General features: G+C 65.4%; 16 protein-coding genes. 9 read left to right on the plus strand and 7 right to left on the minus strand.

Going from position 1 to position 18,699, the window contains the following annotated elements; genetic code table 11:
- Positions 1 to 109: 109 nt before the first annotated feature.
- Positions 110 to 1,003: a LysR family transcriptional regulator gene (locus tag PE067_RS19015; protein ID WP_276191276.1), complete on the minus strand. Its 894-nt coding sequence runs from the start codon at positions 1,001 to 1,003 to the stop codon at positions 110 to 112.
- 200 nt (positions 1,004 to 1,203) lie between these two features.
- On the opposite strand from PE067_RS19015, the gene PE067_RS19020 reads away from it, so the two are divergent.
- Positions 1,204 to 2,247, plus strand: a complete 1,044-nt coding sequence (locus PE067_RS19020) for an NAD(P)-dependent alcohol dehydrogenase (protein WP_276191278.1) — start codon at positions 1,204 to 1,206, stop codon at positions 2,245 to 2,247.
- Here the strand turns inward: PE067_RS19020 and PE067_RS19025 are convergent.
- Both PE067_RS19025 and PE067_RS19030 read right to left on the minus strand, forming a co-directional pair.
- Entirely contained in the window at positions 2,225 to 3,169 is a 945-nt protein-coding gene (locus tag PE067_RS19025) for a GntR family transcriptional regulator (protein ID WP_276191279.1), read from the minus strand. The two genes, PE067_RS19020 and PE067_RS19025, sit on opposite strands and share 23 nt — an antisense overlap.
- Before the next feature lie 30 nt (positions 3,170 to 3,199).
- Positions 3,200 to 4,867, minus strand: a complete 1,668-nt coding sequence (locus tag PE067_RS19030; protein ID WP_276191281.1) for a glycerol-3-phosphate dehydrogenase/oxidase — start codon at positions 4,865 to 4,867, stop codon at positions 3,200 to 3,202.
- A 265-nt stretch (positions 4,868 to 5,132) separates the two neighbouring features.
- Between PE067_RS19030 and PE067_RS19035 the strand changes: the two genes are divergently transcribed.
- From PE067_RS19035 to PE067_RS19070, 8 genes are all read left to right on the plus strand, one after another.
- Entirely contained in the window at positions 5,133 to 6,686 is a 1,554-nt protein-coding gene (locus PE067_RS19035) for an FGGY-family carbohydrate kinase (protein ID WP_276191283.1), read from the plus strand.
- Positions 6,683 to 7,771, plus strand: a complete 1,089-nt coding sequence (locus PE067_RS19040) for an ABC transporter ATP-binding protein (RefSeq protein WP_276191284.1) — start codon at positions 6,683 to 6,685, stop codon at positions 7,769 to 7,771. Before PE067_RS19035 ends, PE067_RS19040 begins: the two co-directional genes overlap by 4 nt.
- Positions 7,764 to 8,852 (plus strand): ABC transporter ATP-binding protein, encoded by a 1,089-nt coding sequence (locus PE067_RS19045; protein WP_276191285.1) that lies wholly within the window; start codon positions 7,764 to 7,766, stop codon positions 8,850 to 8,852. The genes PE067_RS19040 and PE067_RS19045 overlap by 8 nt, the downstream gene beginning before the upstream one ends.
- Complete coding sequence (locus tag PE067_RS19050) at positions 8,839 to 9,702, plus strand: sugar ABC transporter permease (RefSeq protein ID WP_276191286.1); 864 nt, start codon at positions 8,839 to 8,841, stop codon at positions 9,700 to 9,702. Before PE067_RS19045 ends, PE067_RS19050 begins: the two co-directional genes overlap by 14 nt.
- Before the next feature lie 13 nt (positions 9,703 to 9,715).
- Positions 9,716 to 10,585: a carbohydrate ABC transporter permease gene (locus tag PE067_RS19055; protein WP_276191288.1), complete on the plus strand. Its 870-nt coding sequence runs from the start codon at positions 9,716 to 9,718 to the stop codon at positions 10,583 to 10,585.
- Positions 10,586 to 10,600: 15 nt separating this feature from the next.
- Positions 10,601 to 10,885, plus strand: a complete 285-nt coding sequence (locus PE067_RS19060) for a DUF2160 domain-containing protein (protein WP_276191289.1) — start codon at positions 10,601 to 10,603, stop codon at positions 10,883 to 10,885.
- 178 nt (positions 10,886 to 11,063) lie between these two features.
- Complete coding sequence (locus PE067_RS19065) at positions 11,064 to 12,803, plus strand: ABC transporter substrate-binding protein (RefSeq protein WP_276191290.1); 1,740 nt, start codon at positions 11,064 to 11,066, stop codon at positions 12,801 to 12,803.
- A 94-nt stretch (positions 12,804 to 12,897) separates the two neighbouring features.
- Positions 12,898 to 14,673, plus strand: a complete 1,776-nt coding sequence (locus tag PE067_RS19070) for a thiamine pyrophosphate-binding protein (RefSeq protein ID WP_276191291.1) — start codon at positions 12,898 to 12,900, stop codon at positions 14,671 to 14,673.
- Between the two features lie 72 nt (positions 14,674 to 14,745).
- Here PE067_RS19070 and PE067_RS19075 read toward each other — a convergent pair whose 3' ends face one another.
- The 4 genes from PE067_RS19075 to PE067_RS19090 are packed head-to-tail and all read right to left on the minus strand — an operon-like array spanning position 14,746 to position 18,593.
- A complete protein-coding gene (locus PE067_RS19075) occupies positions 14,746 to 15,522 on the minus strand; it encodes an enoyl-CoA hydratase (RefSeq protein WP_276191293.1) in 777 nt (258 codons plus the stop codon).
- A complete protein-coding gene (gene mmsB / locus PE067_RS19080; RefSeq protein WP_276191294.1) occupies positions 15,515 to 16,402 on the minus strand; it encodes a 3-hydroxyisobutyrate dehydrogenase in 888 nt (295 codons plus the stop codon). Before mmsB ends, PE067_RS19075 begins: the two co-directional genes overlap by 8 nt.
- Positions 16,399 to 17,454, minus strand: coding sequence for an enoyl-CoA hydratase/isomerase family protein (locus PE067_RS19085; protein WP_276191295.1), 1,056 nt, complete (start codon positions 17,452 to 17,454; stop codon positions 16,399 to 16,401). The genes mmsB and PE067_RS19085 overlap by 4 nt, the downstream gene beginning before the upstream one ends.
- Positions 17,451 to 18,593, minus strand: coding sequence for an acyl-CoA dehydrogenase family protein (locus tag PE067_RS19090; RefSeq protein ID WP_276191296.1), 1,143 nt, complete (start codon positions 18,591 to 18,593; stop codon positions 17,451 to 17,453). The genes PE067_RS19085 and PE067_RS19090 overlap by 4 nt, the downstream gene beginning before the upstream one ends.
- Positions 18,594 to 18,699: the final 106 nt, after the last annotated feature.

Below are 18,699 nucleotides of genomic sequence, written 5' to 3' on the forward strand. Positions count from 1 at the left end.
GCGCCCCCGCCCCTGCGACGCAGGCAGGCTTGTCGGGCCGGTCGCGGGCGCGTCGCGACTGGATGGCGTGGCAATGCCCCATCATCGACCGGCCGCAAAGAACGCGCCCCTATCCGCGATGCCGCAACGCCTCGACCACCAGCCGAAAGGCGGGCAGGTCCTGACGGCGGCTTGGGTAATAGATGTAATAGCCCGGAAAGGGCGGCGACCAGTCGTCCAGCACCGCGACCAGCCTGCCCGACGCGATCTGATCGGCAACGATGTCATCGGGGGCATAGGCAATGCCGTAACCCGCCAGCGCCGCCTCGACCGTTTCGTAGGACCCGTTGAAGGTCAGCTGCCCCCCGACCCTGACGCGCAGCTCTTTGCCGTCCCTGGCGAATTCCCAGGCATATAGCCCGCCTGCCGTCATGAGCCGGATATTGATGCAGTCATGGCCGACCAGATCCCTGGGGTGATGCGGCGTGCCGTGGCGGGCCAGATATCCGGGCGTCGCCACCGCCCGCATCCGCCAGTCCGGGCCGATCCGGACCGCGACCATATCCTGCTGGATGCTTTCCCCCAGCCGGACCCCGGCGTCGAAGCCGCTGCCAACGATATCGCGAAAGGCGCTGTCGACGCTGAACTCGACCCGCAGATCGGGATAATCCGCCAAAACATGCCGCAGCTTGGGCCAGACGACCGTGCGCAGGGCGTGGTCGGACAGGGTGATGCGGACGCGCCCGGCAGGCTTGTCGCGGTAATCCATGATCGCGGCCATCTCTGCCTCGATTTCGGCAAAACGCGGGGCAAGGGATTGCTGCAACCGCTCGCCCGCCTCGGTCGGGGATACGCTGCAGGTCGTGCGGTTCAGCAGCAAGACCCCCATCCGCGTTTCCAGCCGCTTGATCGTATGGCTGAGCGTGGATTGCGAAATCCCTAGCCGCGCCGCCGCGCGGGTAAAGCTGCGATCCTCGGCCACGGCCAGAAACCACAAAAGATCGTTGAACTGTTCGCGCGCCACGTCCTGTCCCACTGCGTCGTTGCGCCTGATTTATGGCGCGGGTCGATCAATGCAAGCGGATTATCCGGGGTAATCGCGGCTGAGCGCGGTTGATATCCTGCCCGGCGGCAGGCACATTTCCCGTGCCCCGAAACAGATCGGCCGGTCATATCCCGGCTGTCCCGCATCCATGACGTTCCGTTCCGAAAAGGAGACCGAAGATGGTCGTTAAAGCCTATGGCGCCCCGGCAGCCCACGAACCGCTGGCGCCGCTGAACATCACCCGCCGCAGCGTCGGCGCCCATGACGTGCAGATCGACATCCTGTTTTGCGGCATCTGCCATTCCGACCTGCATCAGGCCCGCGGCGAATGGGCGGGCACGCTGTATCCCTGCGTGCCGGGCCATGAGATCGTCGGCCGTGTCGCCGCCGTCGGCAATCATGTCACCAACCACAAGCCCGGCGATCTGGTCGGCGTCGGCTGTATCGTCGACAGTTGCAAGGATTGCGACGAATGTGCCGACGGGTTCGAAAACTACTGCGACAACATGATCGGCACCTATAACGGACCGACGCCCGATGCGCCCGGCCATACCCTTGGCGGCTATTCGCAGGAAATCGTGGTCCACGAACGCTATGTCCTGAAGATCTCTCACCCCGAAGATCAGCTTGCCGCCGTGGCGCCGCTGCTTTGCGCCGGGATCACCACCTATTCGCCGCTGCGCCACTGGCAGGTCGGCCCCGGCAAGAAGGTCGGCGTGGTCGGCATCGGCGGTCTGGGCCATATGGGGATCAAGCTGGCGCATGCGATGGGCGCGCATGTCGTGGCCTTCACCACGTCGGAATCGAAACGCGACGCGGCGCTGGAACTGGGCGCGGATGAGGTCGTCGTCTCGCGCAATGCCGATGAAATGGCGGCGCATGCGGCCAGCTTCGATTTCATCCTGAACACGGTCGCGGCGCCCCATGATCTGGACGCCTTTCTGGCGCTGCTGAAACGCGATGGCACGATGACGCTGGTCGGCGCACCCGCGACGCCCCATCCCAGCCCCAATGTCTTCAATTTCATCATGCGCCGCCGCAGTCTGGCGGGGTCGATGATCGGCGGCATTCCCGAAACCCAGGAAATGCTGGATTTCTGCGCCGAACACGGCATCACCGCCGATATCGAGATGATCCGCGCCCAAGACATCGAACCCGCCTATGAGCGGATGCTGAAAGGCGATATCAAATACCGCTTTGTCATGGATATCGCCACGATGTGACGGTGACCGCCGTTCCGGCCGCCGATGGTGGCCGGAACCCTGCACCCCGGAATCCTGATCCGCGCAACCCTGATCCGTGCAGCCTTGCGCCGCGCCCGGCGATCAGCCGACCTGAAAATGCAGCCGCGCCTGATCGGTGCGGTAAAAGGCGGTGTAATGTTCGATGGGCCGGTTGTCCGGCCCCTTGGAAATCGATTCTGATCCGCAGCACGGGCGAGCCTTCGGGCGCGCGCAGCAGGGCGGCGGCCTCTCCGGTGACGGCGACGGCCTCCAGCCAGCGTTCGGCATTGCGGATCAACAGGCCGTAATGTTCGCTGAGCGTCGCATAAAGCGATTTGTCATGCATGTGCAGATCCTCGAACCCCGGCACGCTTTTGGCGCGCAGGCAGGTATCGACGACGATGCGGGGAATGTCATCGACCAGAATCAGGCGGTTGAATTCCACGACCTTTTCGCCCGGCGACAGCATCAGCGCCTCGGCCTCGCGTTCGGTCGGGTCGCGCAGCTTCTGGGACAGGACGATGCGCAGCAGCACCTCGTCCCGGCCGACGAAATCGCGGGTAAAGGAAATGTTCGAGCCGACGAAATCCTGCGTCCCCCGCGTATCCGCCACGAAAGAGCCCTTGCCCTGAATCTTGTAGACCCGCCCGCTGACGACCATCTGGTTCAGCGCCTCGCGGACGACGGTGCGGGACACGCCGAATTCGGCGCAAAGCTCTGCCTCGGAGGGCAGCTTGCTGTGCGGGGTCAGGCCGCCGTCGGCGATCTGGCGGACCAGCGAATCGCGCAACTGCACCCACAGCGGCGGGCCATCGCGGTCAAGCGGCGCGCCATGCACGCCCTCGGCCCCGGCAAACCCGTCATCCGTGACCATCTGGATGTCGTCATCCGGCAATTCGGCCCCCATATGCGCTGTCGTCATCCCGGTTTATAGCCGCACGGTGCCGGGAGATCAAAACCGAGATCGTGGCGTCGATTTCCGGCGCGTCCGGTCGGGCGACCAGCCCAGAACCGGCGCGGCGATCCGGGCCAGTTCGGTGACGCCGGCGCGGCTGGCCAGCCCCTCAAAGGCGATCAGCGTGCGGCGCAGCACCAGATCCTCCAGCCGGACCACCCGTTCGTTGCGGCACAGCCATTCGATTTCCTCGTGCCAGTAGCCCGGCAATGCGGCGATGGGCCGGGGCCGCGCCGCGAAACTGTCGGCGATGCGCAGCGCGGTCATGCCGTAACGGGCCAGCAGGATGGCGGCATCCCCCGTCGCAAGCCCCGATTTTTCAGCGATCCGGCCGATGATCCGGTCCTGCCCGGCGGGATCGGCGGGCAACCCCGCGCCGCCGCCGATCTGCAATTCCAGCGTGCTGCGGCGGCGCTTCTGCCCGATCCGGTCCAGCACCGCATCGGCGATCTGGGCGGCGCAGGCGCGATAGGTCGTCCATTTCCCGCCAACCAGCGTCAGCACCGCAAAGGGCCTGTCACCGGCGGGTTCGAAATTGCGCAGGCTGTGGTCACGGCTGATCGCCCCCGTCGCGGATGCGCTGCTCAGCGGCAGCGGGCGCACGCCGGTAAAGGTGTGGATGATATCCTCGCGCCGGGCATTGGCACCGGGCATGACCTCTTCCAGAACGCGGAACAGATAGGCGATTTCCGCCTCGGTGCAGCCCGCCGGATCGGGGTCGTCGCAGCGCAGATCGGTGGTGCCCAGGATGACCTTGCCGCCATCCAGCCGATAGGCAAGGCAGGCCCGGAAATCCGAGGTTTCGAAATACAGCATCGCATCGCCCAGCTGGTCCGCCAGATCGGGGCGGTCCAGCACCAGATGCGACCCCTTGGTGCCGCCCGTCAGCCGTTCGGGGATGCCGATGCCCGCATCGACCGGGTCCACCCAGGCACCGGCGCAATTCACCACCAGCGCGGGCCGGATCGTCATGCTGTCGCCGGTCAGCCTGTCGGTCAGCACGACCCGGTCGCCCTGCCGCCCCGTGAGTTCCAGATAGTTGATCGCCATGCTGGCGGGGCAGTCGGCTTCGGCATCCGCCGCCACTTCCAGCGTCAGCCGCTCGGGCGAGCTGATCCGGGCATCGTAATATTCCAGCACCGCGCGAACGCGCCGCGACAGGTTCGGAAAGCGGCTGCGGGCCTCGGTCATGGCGATCTGGCGATGGCGGGGCATGCTGCGCCTGACCTCGCCAAAGCGGTCGAAGACCCACAGGCCAAGCCGCACGACCAGCGCGCCCTTGGCCCCCGGATCGCGTTTCAGCCGCAGGAACCGCAGCCCCGCCGCCAGCGCGCCGCCCGTCCAGCTCAGCACCGGGACCCAGACCGGGATCGGCCTGACCTGATGGGGCGCGTTCATCAGCAGGTGGTTGCGTTCCTCGACCGATCTGCGGACCAGCGCGAATTCCCCGGTTTCCAGATAGCGCAGCCCGCCGTGAATCAACCGCGAGGGCGCCGAACTGGTCCCCGATGCGAAATCCGCCCGCTCGACCAGAACGGCGGCGACGCCCTGCGCCGCCAGATCGCGCAAGACCCCGGTGCCGTTGATCCCCCCGCCGACGATCAGGACAAGGCCATCCCCCGCACCGCGCCGCAATGCCTCGATCAGATCCTGACGCTGTTTCATACCCTTCCCCTCTCCCCGGATATTCGCCCAAGGCTAGATTTCATAATTTGTAATTACAAGTATTGATTCGTCATTACATAGCATTTGCATCACGGAAATACCTATCAATACACGAATATTCGTCATTTTCTCGCCGGAGAAAATAATCGTTGACAGGTCGATCCATTTCAGACCTCATATGATGTAATTACAGGTCAGCCACAACCTGGGAGGGGCAGGCAGACCGGTAGCGGACGGTGGAGCGTCCGAAAAACGGGAGGAAGCTATGGCAAGATTGCTGATCGGCGTGGATGCCGGGGGCACGATGGTAAAGGTCGCCGTCTTTGACGAAACCGGGCGCGAACTGGGCTGCGAACATCGCCCCAATCCGATGAGCTTTCCGCATCCGGGCTGGACGGAACGCGACCCGGACCGGATGTGGCGCTCGGTCGCCGATGGCATCCGCATCCTGGTCGAACGGCTTGGCATCGACCCCGCCGATGTCGCGGCAGTCACCGCCGCAGGCTATGGCGCCGGGGTGTTCCTGCTGGACGCGCAGGGCGACCCGGTGCGCCCGGCGCTCGGCTCGACCGACAGCCGCGCCGCCGCGCTGGTCGCGCAGATGCAGCGCAGCGCCGGCGCGCAGAAACTGTCGCTGGCGACCAGCCAGGGGGTGTGGACGGGCCAGACCTCGGTGCTGCTGGCCTGGTTCCAGGCCCATGAGCCGGGCGTGCTGGACCGCACCGCCCATGTCATGAGCTGCAAGGATTTCATCAGCTATCGCCTGTGCGGGCAGATTTCGACCGATGTGACGGACGCGGGATGCGCGGGGCTGATGGATCTGGAACGCGGCGAATATGCGCGGGATGCGCTGCGCGACGCGGGTCTGGGCGCGTGGCTGGCAAAGCTGTCGCCCATCGGCCAGCCGGGCGAGATCGTCGGCGGGTTGACCGATCAGGCGGCGGCGCTGACCGGGCTGCGCGCCGGCACGCCGGTCGCACGCGGGGTCTTTGACGTGGTGTCCTGCTCGCTGGCCTCGGGCTTTTCGCGCAGCGATCAGCTGGGGGTCGTCGCGGGCACCTTCAGCATCGATTCCACGCTGCACCGCACGCCCTGTCTTGACCCGATGCCGACGCTGCAATCGGCCTATCCCGGCGCGCCGGGCCATTACATCGCGACGATTGCCACGCCGACCTCTGCATCCAATCTGGAATGGCTGTGCCGCACCATGCTGGCCGCCGAGGCAGAGCGCGCGCAGGCCGCGGGCAAGTCGATCTATGAGGTCTGCAGCGAGTTGGTCGCCGCGGGCGAGCACCGCAAAAGCGATGCGATGTTTCTGCCCTATCTGTTCGGCGGGCCCGATGGCGCGCCGGGCGCGCTGTTCGGGCTGACGGCGGGCGCCGATCTGGGCGACGTCTTGCGCGCCGTGTTCGAAGGCATCGTCTTTGCCCATCGTCAGGATATCGACCTGCTGCTTGGCGGTCGCGATTCGGCCTGCCCCGGCAGCGTGCTGCTGGCCGGTGGCCCGTCGAAAAGCGATGTCTGGTCGCAGATGTTCTGCGACGCGATCAACATGCCGCTGACCGTCGCCGAAGGGTCGGAATTCGGGGCCAAGGGGGCCGCGATCTGCGGCGCCGTGGCCGTCGGCATGGCCCGCGACATCCCGTCCGCCGTCAAGGACATGACCCGCATCGCCCGCGTCTACAACCCGCGCCCCGAACAGGTCGAGCGGCTGGAACAGCAATACCGCCGCTACCGCCGCATGTCGCGCGAACTGTCATCGGCATGGATGCCCGGCCCCGAACCGACGCCCTCCTGTTTCGCGGGGGCGCAGGCATGAGCATTCATCTGGAACAGGCCGGGCGCGACGTCGATGGCATCATGCATCTGGCCGATATCGACCTGACGCTGGAGCCGGGGCAACTCTATGTCCTGCTGGGCCGCACCCATGCGGGCAAGACATCCCTGCTGCGGCTGCTGGCGGGGCTGGACCGGCCGACCTCGGGGCGGTTCACGGAAAACGGCGCCGATCTGACGCGGGTGTCGATTTCGAAACGCAGCGTGGCCTTTGTCTATCAGCAATTCGTCAACTACCCCTCCTTCACCGTGCGCGGCAATATCGCGGCGCCCCTGAAACGCATGGGCCTGCCTGCGGGTGAAATCGCGCGCCGCGTCGATGATGTCGCCCGCCGCGTCCATATCGAGCCCTTTCTGGACCGCCTGCCCGGCCAGCTTTCGGGCGGCCAGCAGCAGCGTCTGGCGATTGCCCGCGCGCTGGCCAAGAACGCATCCCTGCTGCTGTTCGACGAACCACTGGTCAACCTTGACTACAAGCTGCGCGAGGGGCTGCGCGAAGAACTGCGCAACCTGTTCAGGCAGGGCAACCAGACCGTCGTCTATGCCACCACCGAACCCGAGGAAGCCCTGCAGATGGGCGGCACCACCATCGTCATGCACGAGGGCCGCGTCATCCAGACCGGCCCCGCGCATCAGGTCTATCGCAACCCCGCATCCGTCACCGTGGCAGAGGTGTTTTCCGAACCGCCGATGAATGTCGTCCCCGCCCGGATTGATGGCGACCGGCTGCACATCGGCGCGCTGGACATTCCCCTGCCCGCCCATGTCCCGCCGGGTCAGGGCGGCGATTGCCGGATCGGGGTTCAGCCCCACCGCATCGCCCATCGCCAGCAGGCAGGCAGCGTCCGTCTGGACGGCCCGATGGATCTGGCCGAGGTCGATGGATCCTCGACCTTCGCGCATTTCACCGCGCAGGGGCACCCGTGGATCGCGCGGCTGGACGGGGTTCACGTGCTGGCGCAGGGCAGCGCCTTCGCGGGCTATGTCGATCCGCGCGATTTCTATGTCTTTACCGCTGCGGGCGCGCTGGTCGTGCCGCCCGCCACGCAAGGGGCCGCTCATGGCTGAGATCACCATTTCCGACCTGCGCCACGCCTATGACGGCGACCTGTCCGACCCGTCGAAACTGGCGCTGAAAGGCATCAACCACGTCTGGCGCGACGGCGGGGCCTATGCGCTTCTGGGGCCTTCGGGCTGCGGCAAATCGTCGATGCTGAACATGATTTCCGGGCTGGTGCGCCCGACCGCAGGGCGCATCCTGTTCGATGGCCGCGACGTGACCGACCTGCGCCCCGAGGAACGCAATATCGCGCAGGTGTTCCAGTTTCCGGTGCTGTATGACACGATGACGGTCGCCGAAAATCTGGCATTCCCGCTGAGAAACCGCCGCATCGCACCCGCACAGATCACCCGGCGCGTGAATGAGGTGGCCGAGATGCTGGACCTTGGCCCGCTGCTGAAACGCCGCGCGGCGGGGCTGGGGGCGGCGGACAAGCAAAAGATCAGCCTTGGCCGCGGTCTGGTGCGCGAGGACGTGGCCGCGATCCTGTTCGACGAACCGCTGACCGTGATCGACCCGCAGGTGAAATTCGACCTGCGCCGCAAGCTGAAACTGGTCCATGAGACGCTGAAGCTGACGCTGGTTTACGTCACCCATGACCAAAGCGAGGCGCTGACCTTTGCCGATCAGGTCGTCGTCATGTCCCATGGCGAGGTGATGCAGGCCGCCACGCCCGAAGAGCTGTATGACCGTCCCAGCCACAGCTTTGTCGGGCGCTTCATCGGGTCACCCGGCATGAATTTCCTGCCCTGCGCGCTGGACGGCAACCAGATCCGTTTCGATGGCGGCACGATCCCGGCGCCCGCGCTGGCACCGCGTCCGGGCAGCCAGTTGACGCTTGGCCTGCGCCCCCATGCGATCCAGCCCGCCGACGCCCCGACCGGCATCACCGCCGATCTGATCGAGGTCGAGGATCGCGGTCCATGGCGCATCGCCGATATCGCCATTGGCACCAACCACCTGAAAATGAAGCTGAAAGACGATGTGCCCCTGCCATCCGGCAGCTTCCCCGTCCGCTTCGACCCCGACGCCACCCTGCTTTACGCCGACGACCTGCTGACCGGAGACCTGCGCCATGCACAAGCTTGACGACAACCGCGCCTGGCTGCTGATCGTCCCGGTCTTTGCGCTGGTCGCCTTTAACGCGATCATTCCGCTGATGACCGTGGTCAATTATTCGGTTCAGGACATATTCGGCCCCGGTCAGCGCGCCTTTATCGGCGTCGAATGGTTCCGCGAAATGCTGCGCGATCCGACCATTCAGGCGGCCTTCATCCGCCAGATGGTGTTTTCGGGGCTGGTGCTGGCCATCCAGATCCCGCTTGGCATCGCGATCGCGCTGCTGCTGCCGCGTTCGGGGTGGAAATCATCGCTGGCGATCATCCTGATCGCGATCCCGCTGCTGGTGCCCTTCAACGTCGTGGGCACCATCTGGCAGGTCTATGCGCGACCCGAAATCGGCCTGCTGGGCCGGGCGATCAATGCGGTGGGTTTTGACTACAACTATACCGCCAGCCCGGTTGCGGCATGGGTCACGCTGCTCTTGATGGACACTTGGCACTGGACGCCGCTGGTCATCCTGCTGGCCTTTGCCGGGCTGTGTTCGATCCCCCAGCCCTATTATCAGGCGGCGCGGATCGACGGGGCGTCCCGCTATGCCATCTTTCGCTATATCGAACTGCCCAAGCTGAAAGGCGTGATGACCATCGCCGTCCTGCTGCGCTTCATGGACAGTTTCATGATCTATACCGAGCCCTTCGTCGTCACCGGCGGCGGGCCGGGGTCCAGCACGACATTCCTGTCGATCCGGCTGGTCAACATGGCGGTGGGGCAGTTCGATCTGGGACCGGCAGCGGCGTTCAGCCTGATGTATTTCCTGGTCATCCTGCTGTTTTCCTACGTCTTTTACACCATCCTGAAAATGAACAGCCGCGCGTGAAAGGGGCCTGATGATGAGCATTGCCGAAACCACCCTTGTAGCCGCGCCCCTTGCCCGCAAACGCGCGCGCAGCGGCGGCCGCCGCCGCGCGATCACCGCCAGCCTGCTGGGCCTGTTCCTGATCTTTCAGGCGCTGCCAATCTACTGGATCGTGCGGATGTCGCTGATGACGCCCGCCAATGTCCTGAGCCGCCCGGATTTCCTGCCCGTCGATCCGTCGCTGGACAATTACCGCACGATCTTTTCCGACCCGAGCTGGTATATGAGTTTCGTGAACCAGATCACCTATGTCTGCCTGAACACGGTGATTTCGCTGGCCGTGGCGCTGCCTGCCGCCTATGCGTTTTCGCGCTATCGCTTTATCGGCGACAAGCATGTGTTTTTCTGGCTGTTCACCAACCGCATGGCCCCGCCCGCCGTGTTCCTGCTGCCGTTTTTTCAGCTTTATTCGGCGGTCGGGCTGTTTGATACGCCTTGGGCCGTGGCGCTGGCGCATACCCTGTTCGTCGTGCCGCTGGCGGTCTGGATTTTGGAAGGCTTCATGTCCGGGATCCCGCGCGAAATCGACGAAACCGCGCTGATCGACGGCTATTCCCTGCCGCGTTTCTTCGTCACGATCTTTATGCCGCTGATCGCCAGCGGGGTCGGGGTCACCGCATTTTTCTGCTTCATGTTTTCCTGGATCGAGCTGCTGCTGGCCCGGACCCTGACTTCGGTCGATGCGCGCCCCATCGTGGTGACGATGACGCGCACGGCCTCGTCCTCGGGGCTGGACTGGGGGCTGCTGGCGGCGGCGGGGGTGCTGACCATCCTGCCGGGTGTCGCCGTGATCTGGTTCGTCCGCAACTATATCGCCAAGGGCTTTGCCCTGGGCCGTGTGTAAGAAAGGGCTTTCGCGATGATTGATCTGGAATGGATGGCCTGGACCACGCCGACCGCCATATTCTTTGCCGTGATGGCGCTGATCCTGATCACCATGACGGTGGCACAGATCCTGTGGCCCACGGTCGAACGCAAGGGGCTGCTGCCGATGCCCACGACACGCGGCGACCGGCTGTTTCTGGCGCTGATCTCGGCCGCCTTCATGCAGCTTGGCTTTATCTGGGCGACCGATATCCAGAGCTTCTGGCTGCCCCTTGGCCTGTCGGTTGTGCTGGGCGGGCTGATCCTGCGCTACGGGTGAGTACCCGGCCCCACCGCCTGAACACGACCTGAATTCAACCACTTGCCGAACTTGTTCGCACGGCCCCGCAGGCCGCGCACGGGAAAGGTCACGCCCAATGCCAACGGCGGACCACAATCAGGGAGAGAGAGACATGACCAGAACGACATTTGCCAGAACACCCCTTGCCAGAAGGGCCATGCCACGCCCCGGCCGCACGGCGCTGCTTGCCGCCAGTGTCAGCCTGTTCGGGCTGGCGGCCCTTGCGCAGGACGCGGTGGTGGAAAAATGGGTGGATGAGGAATTCCAGCCATCGGCCCTGAGCCGCGACGAACAGATCGCGGAAATGGAATGGTTCCGGCAGGCGGCCGAGCCGTTCAAGGGCATGACGATCAATGTCGTGTCCGAGGTCGCCCCGACCCATGCCTATGAATCCCAGACCCTGACCAAGGCGTTCGAGGAAATCACCGGCATCAAGGTCACCCATGACCTGCTGCAGGAAGGCGATGTCATCGAAAAGCTGCAAACGCAGCTGCAATCGGGACAGAATGTCTATGACGCCTATGTCAACGACAGCGACCTGATCGGTACCCATTTCCGCTATGGCTGGACGGTCGCGCTGGACGACTACATGGCGGGCGAAGGCGCCGATGTCACCTCGCCGACGCTGGATCTGGACGATTTCATGGGCCTGGCCTTTACCAAATCGCCCGATGGCAAGCTGTATATGCTGCCCGACCAGCAATTCGCCAACCTGTACTGGTTCCGCCACGACCTGTTCAGCCGCGAGGATCTGAAGGCGCGGTTCAAGGAAAAATACGGCTATGACCTGGGCGTTCCGGTCAACTGGTCGGCCTACGAGGACATCGCCGACTTCTTCACCAACGACGTCAAGGAAGTCGATGGCAAGGTCATCTACGGCCATATGGATTACGGCAAAAAGGACGCCTCGCTTGGCTGGCGCTATACGGATGCGTGGTTTTCCATGGCCGGTTCCGGCGACCGCGGCCTGCCCAATGGCGTGCCGGTCGACGAATGGGGCATCCGCATGGAAGGCTGCCACCCGACCGGATCGTCGATCGAACGCGGCGGCGACATCAACGGCCCGGCGGCGGTCTATGCGCTGGAAACCTCGATCCGCTGGCTGAAAGAATTCGCCCCGGCCGAGGCGCAGGGCATGACATTCTACGAATATACCCCGGTGCCGACGAATGGCTCGGTCGCGCAGCAGGCGTTCTGGTATACGATCTTTCTGGCCGATTACGTCAAGGAAGGCGTCGCCGTCATCAACGAGGACGGCACGCCCAAATGGCGCGTCGCCCCGTCGCCCCATGGCGCCTATTGGCAGGATGGGATGAAACTGGGCTATCAGGACGTCGGGTCCTGGCTGCTGCTGAACAATACCGAAGCCGACCGGCGCAAGGCGGCCTGGCTTTATGCGCAGTTCGTCACCTCGAAAACCGTGGACGTCAAGAAAAGCCATGTCGGCCTGACCTTCATCCGCGACAGTACCGTGCGGCACGAAAGTTTCACCGAACGCGCCCCCAATCTGGGCGGGATCGTCGAATTCTACCGCTCGCCCGCGCGGGAATCCTGGACGCCGACCGGGGTGAACGTGCCCGATTACCCCAAGCTGTCGCAACTGTGGTGGTCGAATATCTCGACCGCGATCTCGGGTGAAACCACGGTGCAGCAGGCGCTGGACAATCTGGCCGATGCGCAGGACCGCGTCATGGAACGGCTGGAGCGTGCGAATGTGCAGGCCGTCTGCGGACCCAGGCTGAACCCGAAAACCTCGGCCGAGGAATGGTATGCCCGCGCCGAAGCCGACGGCAACCTGGCCCCGCAGCGCAAGCTGGAAAACGAAAAGCCGCAGGGCGAAACCATCGCCTACGAAGATCTGCTGGCGGCATGGGCCGAAGGCAAGGTCCGTCCCTGATGTCTTGCTGCGGGGGCGCGCTGTCCCCGCAGCCTTCCGCCCCGATCCGGCCCCGATCCGGCATCGCGGGCACAATCGAAAAAAGGAGAAAGAAATGGCCCATATGGGTGATTTGGTGGCCGAAATGCTGGCGCAATCCGGCGTCGAGGCGGTTTTCGGCATGCCCGGCGGGCAGACCACCGCGCTGCATGACGGGATTTCGCGGCGCCAGAACCGCATCCGCCATGTGCTGATGCGCGATGAACGCAACGCCGCCTATGCCGCCGACGCCTATGCGCGCCTGACCGGCAAGCCCGGCGTCTGCGACGTGACCGTGGGGCCCGGCGCGAACCTGCTGCCCGCAGGGTTGCTGGAGGCGCTGAATGCCTCGATCCCGATGATCGCGATTGTCGGCGAACTGCCGCTGGACTGGCTGACGCTGAAGGAAAAAGGCATTGCCAGCCAGGGCTTTGATCAGCTTTCTTTTTTCAAGACCTGCACCAAGGAAAGCTATCTTGTGCCTTCGGTCGCGGCCCTGCCCGATATCATCCGCACGGCGTTCCGCGTCGCGACTTCGCCGCGCCCCGGTCCGGTCGCGATCATCATCCCCCATGATATTTTCGACGCCGAATGGGACGGCACCAGCCCCGCCGCGACGGTCGATGATCGCACGCAGCGCGTGCCCTATCTGCGTTCTGTCGCGCCTGCCGCCGATATCGCGCGCGCGGCGGCGCTGATCCGTCAGGCGAAGCGCCCGGCCCTGATCTGCGGCGGCGGTGTGCATGGGTCCGACGCGGCGGATATCGTCACCGGCTTTGCCGACCGTTTCGGCGGGCTGGTCGTCACCTCGCTGTCGGGCAAGGGCGCGGTCCCGGAAACCCGCGACTATGCGGCGGGCGTCCTGAACCCGCTTGGCTCATGGGCGGCGATCGAGCTGGTGCAAGAGGCCGACCTGCTGGTCTGGTGCGGATCCAAGGTCAGCCAGAACACCGGCATGAACTGGACCCTGCCCCGCCCCGAACAGGCGACGATCACCATCGACTGCGACCCCCTGGAACATGGCCGCACCTTCCGCCCGACCGTTCCCTTGCTGGGCGATGTCCGCGAAATCGTCACCGCGCTGGATGCGGCACTTGGCGATCCGGTCGCCCGCCCCGAATGGCTGGCCCGCATCGCCGAGGTCAAGGCCGAGGGCGAGGCCGCCAAGGCCGTCGAGATCGCATCGGACAGCGCGCCGATCCAGCCGCCGCGCGTCATGGCGGAACTGGCCGCGCGGCTTGGCGATGACGATATCGTGGTGTCGGATGCGTCCTTTTCGGCGGGCTGGATCGCGGGCTATATCCCGGCGAAACGTCCGGGCCGCCAGTTCCTGTTCGCGCGCGGTCAGGGGGGCTTGGGCTATTCGGTTCCGGGCGCCATCGGCGCCGCCGAAACCCGCCCCGGCACGCGGATCGTCACCGTCGCGGGCGACGGCGCCTTTTCCTATACGGTGGGCGAACTGGCCACGCAGGCGCAGTTCAACCAGCGTGTCGTGAACGTGGTGCTGAACAATGGCCGGCTTGGCTGGATCCAGCTTTGGCAGGAAATCTTTTTCAAGAACGTGCAATCCGCGCTGCTGGAAACCGACACGGTGCAGCCGGGTTTTGCCGCCGCCGCGCAGGCCCTTGGGCTAAAGGGCATTCTGGTCGAACGCGCCGAAGATATCGGGGCGGCGCTGGATGCTGCCCTTGCCCATGACGGCCCTTCGGTGGTCGAGGTCCGCATCGACGACCGCGCGACCCCGATCCATTCCTTCAAACGCCGGATGCGCGAAGGCGCGGATGCGCCGCGCGCGCGTCCGGGCACGGTCTACAAGCTGCGCGAATGGAAGGTCTCGCCCGATCTGGACTGACAAGAAACCCTGCCCGCGCGACGGCGCGGGCAGGGTCAAATCCGTTTCGCGGACGAGGTCAAAAGACCTTGTTCAGCGATGCACGAAATCCGCTTTCCGCTTTTCGATGAAGGCGGTCATGCCTTCCTTCTGGTCCTGCGTCGCGAACAGCGCATGGAACAGCCGGCGCTCATAGCGGATGCCGTCGGCCAGCGCCATGTCGGCGGCGCGGCGGATGGCGTCCTTGGTCGACATGACCGCAGGCAGCGACATTTCCGCGATGGTGGTCGCCGTGGCCATGGCCTCGTCCAGCAGGTCATCGGCGGGGATGACGCGGGCGACAAGGCCGCTGCGCTCGGCTTCGGCGGCGTCCATCATGCGGCCGGTCAGGCACATCTCCATCGCCTTGGCCTGCCCGATCAGCCGGGTCAGGCGCTGGCTGCCGCCCATGGCGGGCATGACGCCCAGCCTGATTTCCGGCTGGCCGAATTTCGCATTATCCGCCGCCAGAATGAAATCGCACATCATCGCCAGTTCGCAACCGCCGCCAAGCGCATAACCCGCGACCGCCGCGATGCTGGGCTTGCGCAGCGCGGCAAAGCGTTCCCATTCCGCGAACCAGTCCAGCGCATGCATCGAGGCGAAATCATGCGGCAGCATTTCCTTGATATCGGCACCGGCGGCGAAGGCCTTGGGCGATCCGGTGATGACCAGACAGCCGATACCGTCATCCGCCTCTGCCTCGGTCGCGGCGGCGATCAGTTCGCGCGCGACCTGACGGTTCAGCGCGTTCAGCGCCTGAGGCCGGTTCAGCGTGATCAGCCGGACCCGGCCACGCGTTTCGATCAAGAGGCTGGGTGCATCAGCCATCCTGCGCATCCCCGCGCCCGCGCCCCGCAAAGCGCGGCAGCATGGCGGAAAAATCGCGGCCCTTGCCGCCCTCTTCCTCGACAAAGGCGCCATAGAGTGCGGTCGCAAGCTGCCCCATCGGCGTGTCGGCATCGGCACCCGTCGCCGCCTGCTGCGACAGCCGCAGGTCCTTCAGCATCAGTTCCGACGCAAAACCCGGCTTGTAATCATTATCGGCGGGGCTGGTCGGGCCGACGCCCGGCGCCGGGCAACAGGCGTTCATCGACCAGCTGTAACCCGACGAGGTCGAGACGACATCGAACATCTTCTGCCGGTCCAGACCCAGTTTATCGGCCAGGGCAAAGGCTTCGCAGGTGGCGATCATGGTGACGCCAAGGATCATGTTGTTGCAGATCTTGGCGGCCTGACCGGCGCCCGCCGCGCCGCAATGAACCGCCTTTTGACCCATCATCTCGAACAGGGGCAGGACGGTCGCAAAGGCGGCATCCGGCCCGCCCACCATGAAGGTCAGCGTGCCCGCCGCCGCCCCGCCGATCCCGCCCGAGACCGGCGCATCCAGCGCGCCAAGCCCCGCCGCCTGCGCCTGATCGGCCACGGCCCGCGCGCTTTCGACATCGACGGTCGAACAGTCGCACAGCACCGCGCCCGCCGTCATCGCGGGCAGCACCTCTGCCGCGACGGCACGCAGGATCGCGCCATTCGGCAGCATGGTGATGACCACATCCGCACCCTGCGCCGCAGCCGCAGCGGTGTCGGCGCGGCTGACGCCCTCGGGCATCGGCGCGGTCAGGTCGAACCCGGCGACCGCATGGCCCGCGCGCGCCAGATTGGCCGCCATCGGGCCGCCCATATTGCCAAGGCCGATAAATCCGATCTTCATGTCGTCACCTCCGGTTTCGCGGCCGCCGCGAACAGCGACGGCAGGGGTTGCAGCTTTGCGATCAGCGCGGCCTGATCGACGTCGTCAAGGCGCGCGGGCGACCATTGCGGATTGCGGTCCTTGTCGATCACCGCCGCGCGCACGCCTTCGTAGAAATCATGGGTTTTCAGGATCAGCGCATCGCCCGCGAATTCGCGGTCAAGGCAGGTCTCCAGATCGGGCGAGGCCGCGCCCTGACGCAGCAGATGCAGGGTCAGGACCAGGCTGGTCGGGGATTTCCGCGCCAGCAGATCAAGGGTTTCCGTGGCAAAACCCGAGCCATCGGCGGCCAGAGCGTCCAGAATCCCCCGCATATCGCCGGCGGCAAAGCAGGACTCGATCAGGGCGGCATTGCCCTGCAGGCGCGAGGGGCCGGGATCGGCGGCATGGTTGGCAATCGCCTGCTGCGGGTCATGCCCCGCCGCCAGATCAGCCAGCAGCGCCGCGATCCGGTCCGAGGGGATCATCGCATCGGCCAGCCCCGCCGCAATCACATCGGCGGCGCCGACGGTCGCCCCGGTCAGCCCCAGCCACATCCCCAACCCCTGCGGCGCGCGCGACAGCGCATAGCTGCCGCCGACATCGGGGAAATAGCCGATCCCGGTTTCCGGCATGGCGAATTTCGTGCGCCCGGTCACGATGCGGTGGCGGCCATGGACCGACAGGCCGACGCCGCCGCCCATGCAGATACCGTCCATCACCGCGACCCAGTGGGTTTCAAGCCGGTGGATGCGGGCGTTCAGGCGATATTCCTCGGCCCAGAAGCCCATCGCCCGTTCCGGATCGGACCGGCCCGTGGACCACAGCATCTTGATGTCGCCACCCGCGCACAGCGCACGGTCGCCCGCGCCAGTCAGGGCGATGACGCGCACCCTCGGGTCGGCTTCCAGCCGGTCCAGCCCGGCATTGATCAGGCGCACCATTTGCAGGTCAAGGCTGTTCAGGACCTCGGGGCGGTTCAGATGCACCCGGCCAAGCGCGCCCTCGACGGAAATCAGGACGGGATCGGTCATGATCCCTCGATCAGGCTACGGGCGACGATCAGGCGCATGATGTCATTGGTTCCTTCCAGAATCTGATGCACGCGCAGGTCGCGCACGATTTTCTCGACCCCATATTCGGCCAGATAGCCATAGCCGCCATGCAGTTGCAGCGCGTCATTGGCGATGTCGAAACAGGTATCGGTGACGAATTTCTTGGCCCCCGCGCACAGCATCGTCGCATCGGGCGATTTCGCATCCAGCGCCGATGCCGCGCGCCACAGAAAGGCCCGCGCCGCCTCAAGCCCGATCTTCATATCGGCCAGACGGAATTGCAGGGCCTGCATCTGGTCCAGCCGCTGGCCAAAGGCGCGACGTTCCGCCATATAGCCGCGCGCCTTGTCCAGCGCCGCACCCGCGCCACCAAGCGAACAGGCGGCGATGTTCAGGCGCCCGCCATCCAGCCCGGCCATGGCGATGTTGAAGCCCTTGCCCTCGGCCCCCAACAGCGCATCGGGACCAAGCCGCACGCCGTCCAGCTGGACGGTGCGGGTGGGCTGGGCGTTCCAGCCCATCTTGCGTTCATTGGCGCCAAAGGACAGGCCCGGCGCATCGCCCGGCACGATAAAGCAGGAAATCCCCCGCGCGCCCTCACCGCCCGTCCGCGCCATCACCAGATAGACATCGGAACTGCCCGCACCGGAAATGAACTGCTTCTGCCCGGTCAGCACCCAGTCATCCCCATCGCGCACTGCCCGCGTGGCCAGCGACCCGGCATCCGACCCGGCGCCCGGTTCGGTCAGGCAATAGCTGGCGCGCCGGTCCAGGGGCGCCAGACGTGGACACCATTCCCGACGCTGCGCATCGCTGCCGAACCGGTCGATCATCCAGACGCACATGTTATGGATCGAGATATAGGCCGCGATGGTCGGACAGCCCTGCGCCAGAGCCTCGAAGACCAGAACCGCATCCAGCCGCCCCAGCCCCGAGCCGCCGACGTCGTCGCGCGTATAGATCGCGCCCAGTCCAAGCGCCCCGGCCTCGGCCAGAACATCGGTCGGGAAATGCTTCTCGGCGTCCCAGTCCAGCGCAAAGGGCGCGATCCGGTCGGAGGCGAAGGACCGCGACATTTCCTGAATGGCGGCCTGTTCGTCGCTGAGGTCAAAATACATGCCGTTTCCTTGCGTTGCTGCATCAGGCCCTGCGGTTCATATCGGGCGGTATCGGGGCCTTGCCTCGCCCCTGAGACCCCTCGATGGGGTCTCAGGGGCGTCCCCC

The organism is Paracoccus sp. DMF-8 (assembly GCF_029309835.1).
Lineage (GTDB): Bacteria > Pseudomonadota > Alphaproteobacteria > Rhodobacterales > Rhodobacteraceae > Paracoccus.

What these genes read in the sequence shown, in the direction of transcription:
- PE067_RS19025 (WP_276191279.1), bottom strand. Translation starts at nt 3,169, where the DNA reads ATGACGACAGCGCATATGGGGGCCGAATTGCCGGATGACGACATCCAG.
- PE067_RS19045 (WP_276191285.1), top strand. Translation starts at nt 7,764, where the DNA reads ATGGCTGAGATCACCATTTCCGACCTGCGCCACGCCTATGACGGCGAC.
- PE067_RS19040 (WP_276191284.1), top strand. Translation starts at nt 6,683, where the DNA reads ATGAGCATTCATCTGGAACAGGCCGGGCGCGACGTCGATGGCATCATG.
- PE067_RS19065 (WP_276191290.1), top strand. Translation starts at nt 11,064, where the DNA reads ATGCCACGCCCCGGCCGCACGGCGCTGCTTGCCGCCAGTGTCAGCCTG.
- mmsB (WP_276191294.1), bottom strand. Translation starts at nt 16,402, where the DNA reads ATGAAGATCGGATTTATCGGCCTTGGCAATATGGGCGGCCCGATGGCG.
- PE067_RS19075 (WP_276191293.1), bottom strand. Translation starts at nt 15,522, where the DNA reads ATGGCTGATGCACCCAGCCTCTTGATCGAAACGCGTGGCCGGGTCCGG.
- PE067_RS19035 (WP_276191283.1), top strand. Translation starts at nt 5,133, where the DNA reads ATGGCAAGATTGCTGATCGGCGTGGATGCCGGGGGCACGATGGTAAAG.
- PE067_RS19070 (WP_276191291.1), top strand. Translation starts at nt 12,898, where the DNA reads ATGGCCCATATGGGTGATTTGGTGGCCGAAATGCTGGCGCAATCCGGC.
- PE067_RS19020 (WP_276191278.1), top strand. Translation starts at nt 1,204, where the DNA reads ATGGTCGTTAAAGCCTATGGCGCCCCGGCAGCCCACGAACCGCTGGCG.
- PE067_RS19050 (WP_276191286.1), top strand. Translation starts at nt 8,839, where the DNA reads ATGCACAAGCTTGACGACAACCGCGCCTGGCTGCTGATCGTCCCGGTC.
- PE067_RS19060 (WP_276191289.1), top strand. Translation starts at nt 10,601, where the DNA reads ATGATTGATCTGGAATGGATGGCCTGGACCACGCCGACCGCCATATTC.
- PE067_RS19030 (WP_276191281.1), bottom strand. Translation starts at nt 4,867, where the DNA reads ATGAAACAGCGTCAGGATCTGATCGAGGCATTGCGGCGCGGTGCGGGG.
- PE067_RS19085 (WP_276191295.1), bottom strand. Translation starts at nt 17,454, where the DNA reads ATGACCGATCCCGTCCTGATTTCCGTCGAGGGCGCGCTTGGCCGGGTG.
- PE067_RS19055 (WP_276191288.1), top strand. Translation starts at nt 9,716, where the DNA reads ATGAGCATTGCCGAAACCACCCTTGTAGCCGCGCCCCTTGCCCGCAAA.
- PE067_RS19090 (WP_276191296.1), bottom strand. Translation starts at nt 18,593, where the DNA reads ATGTATTTTGACCTCAGCGACGAACAGGCCGCCATTCAGGAAATGTCG.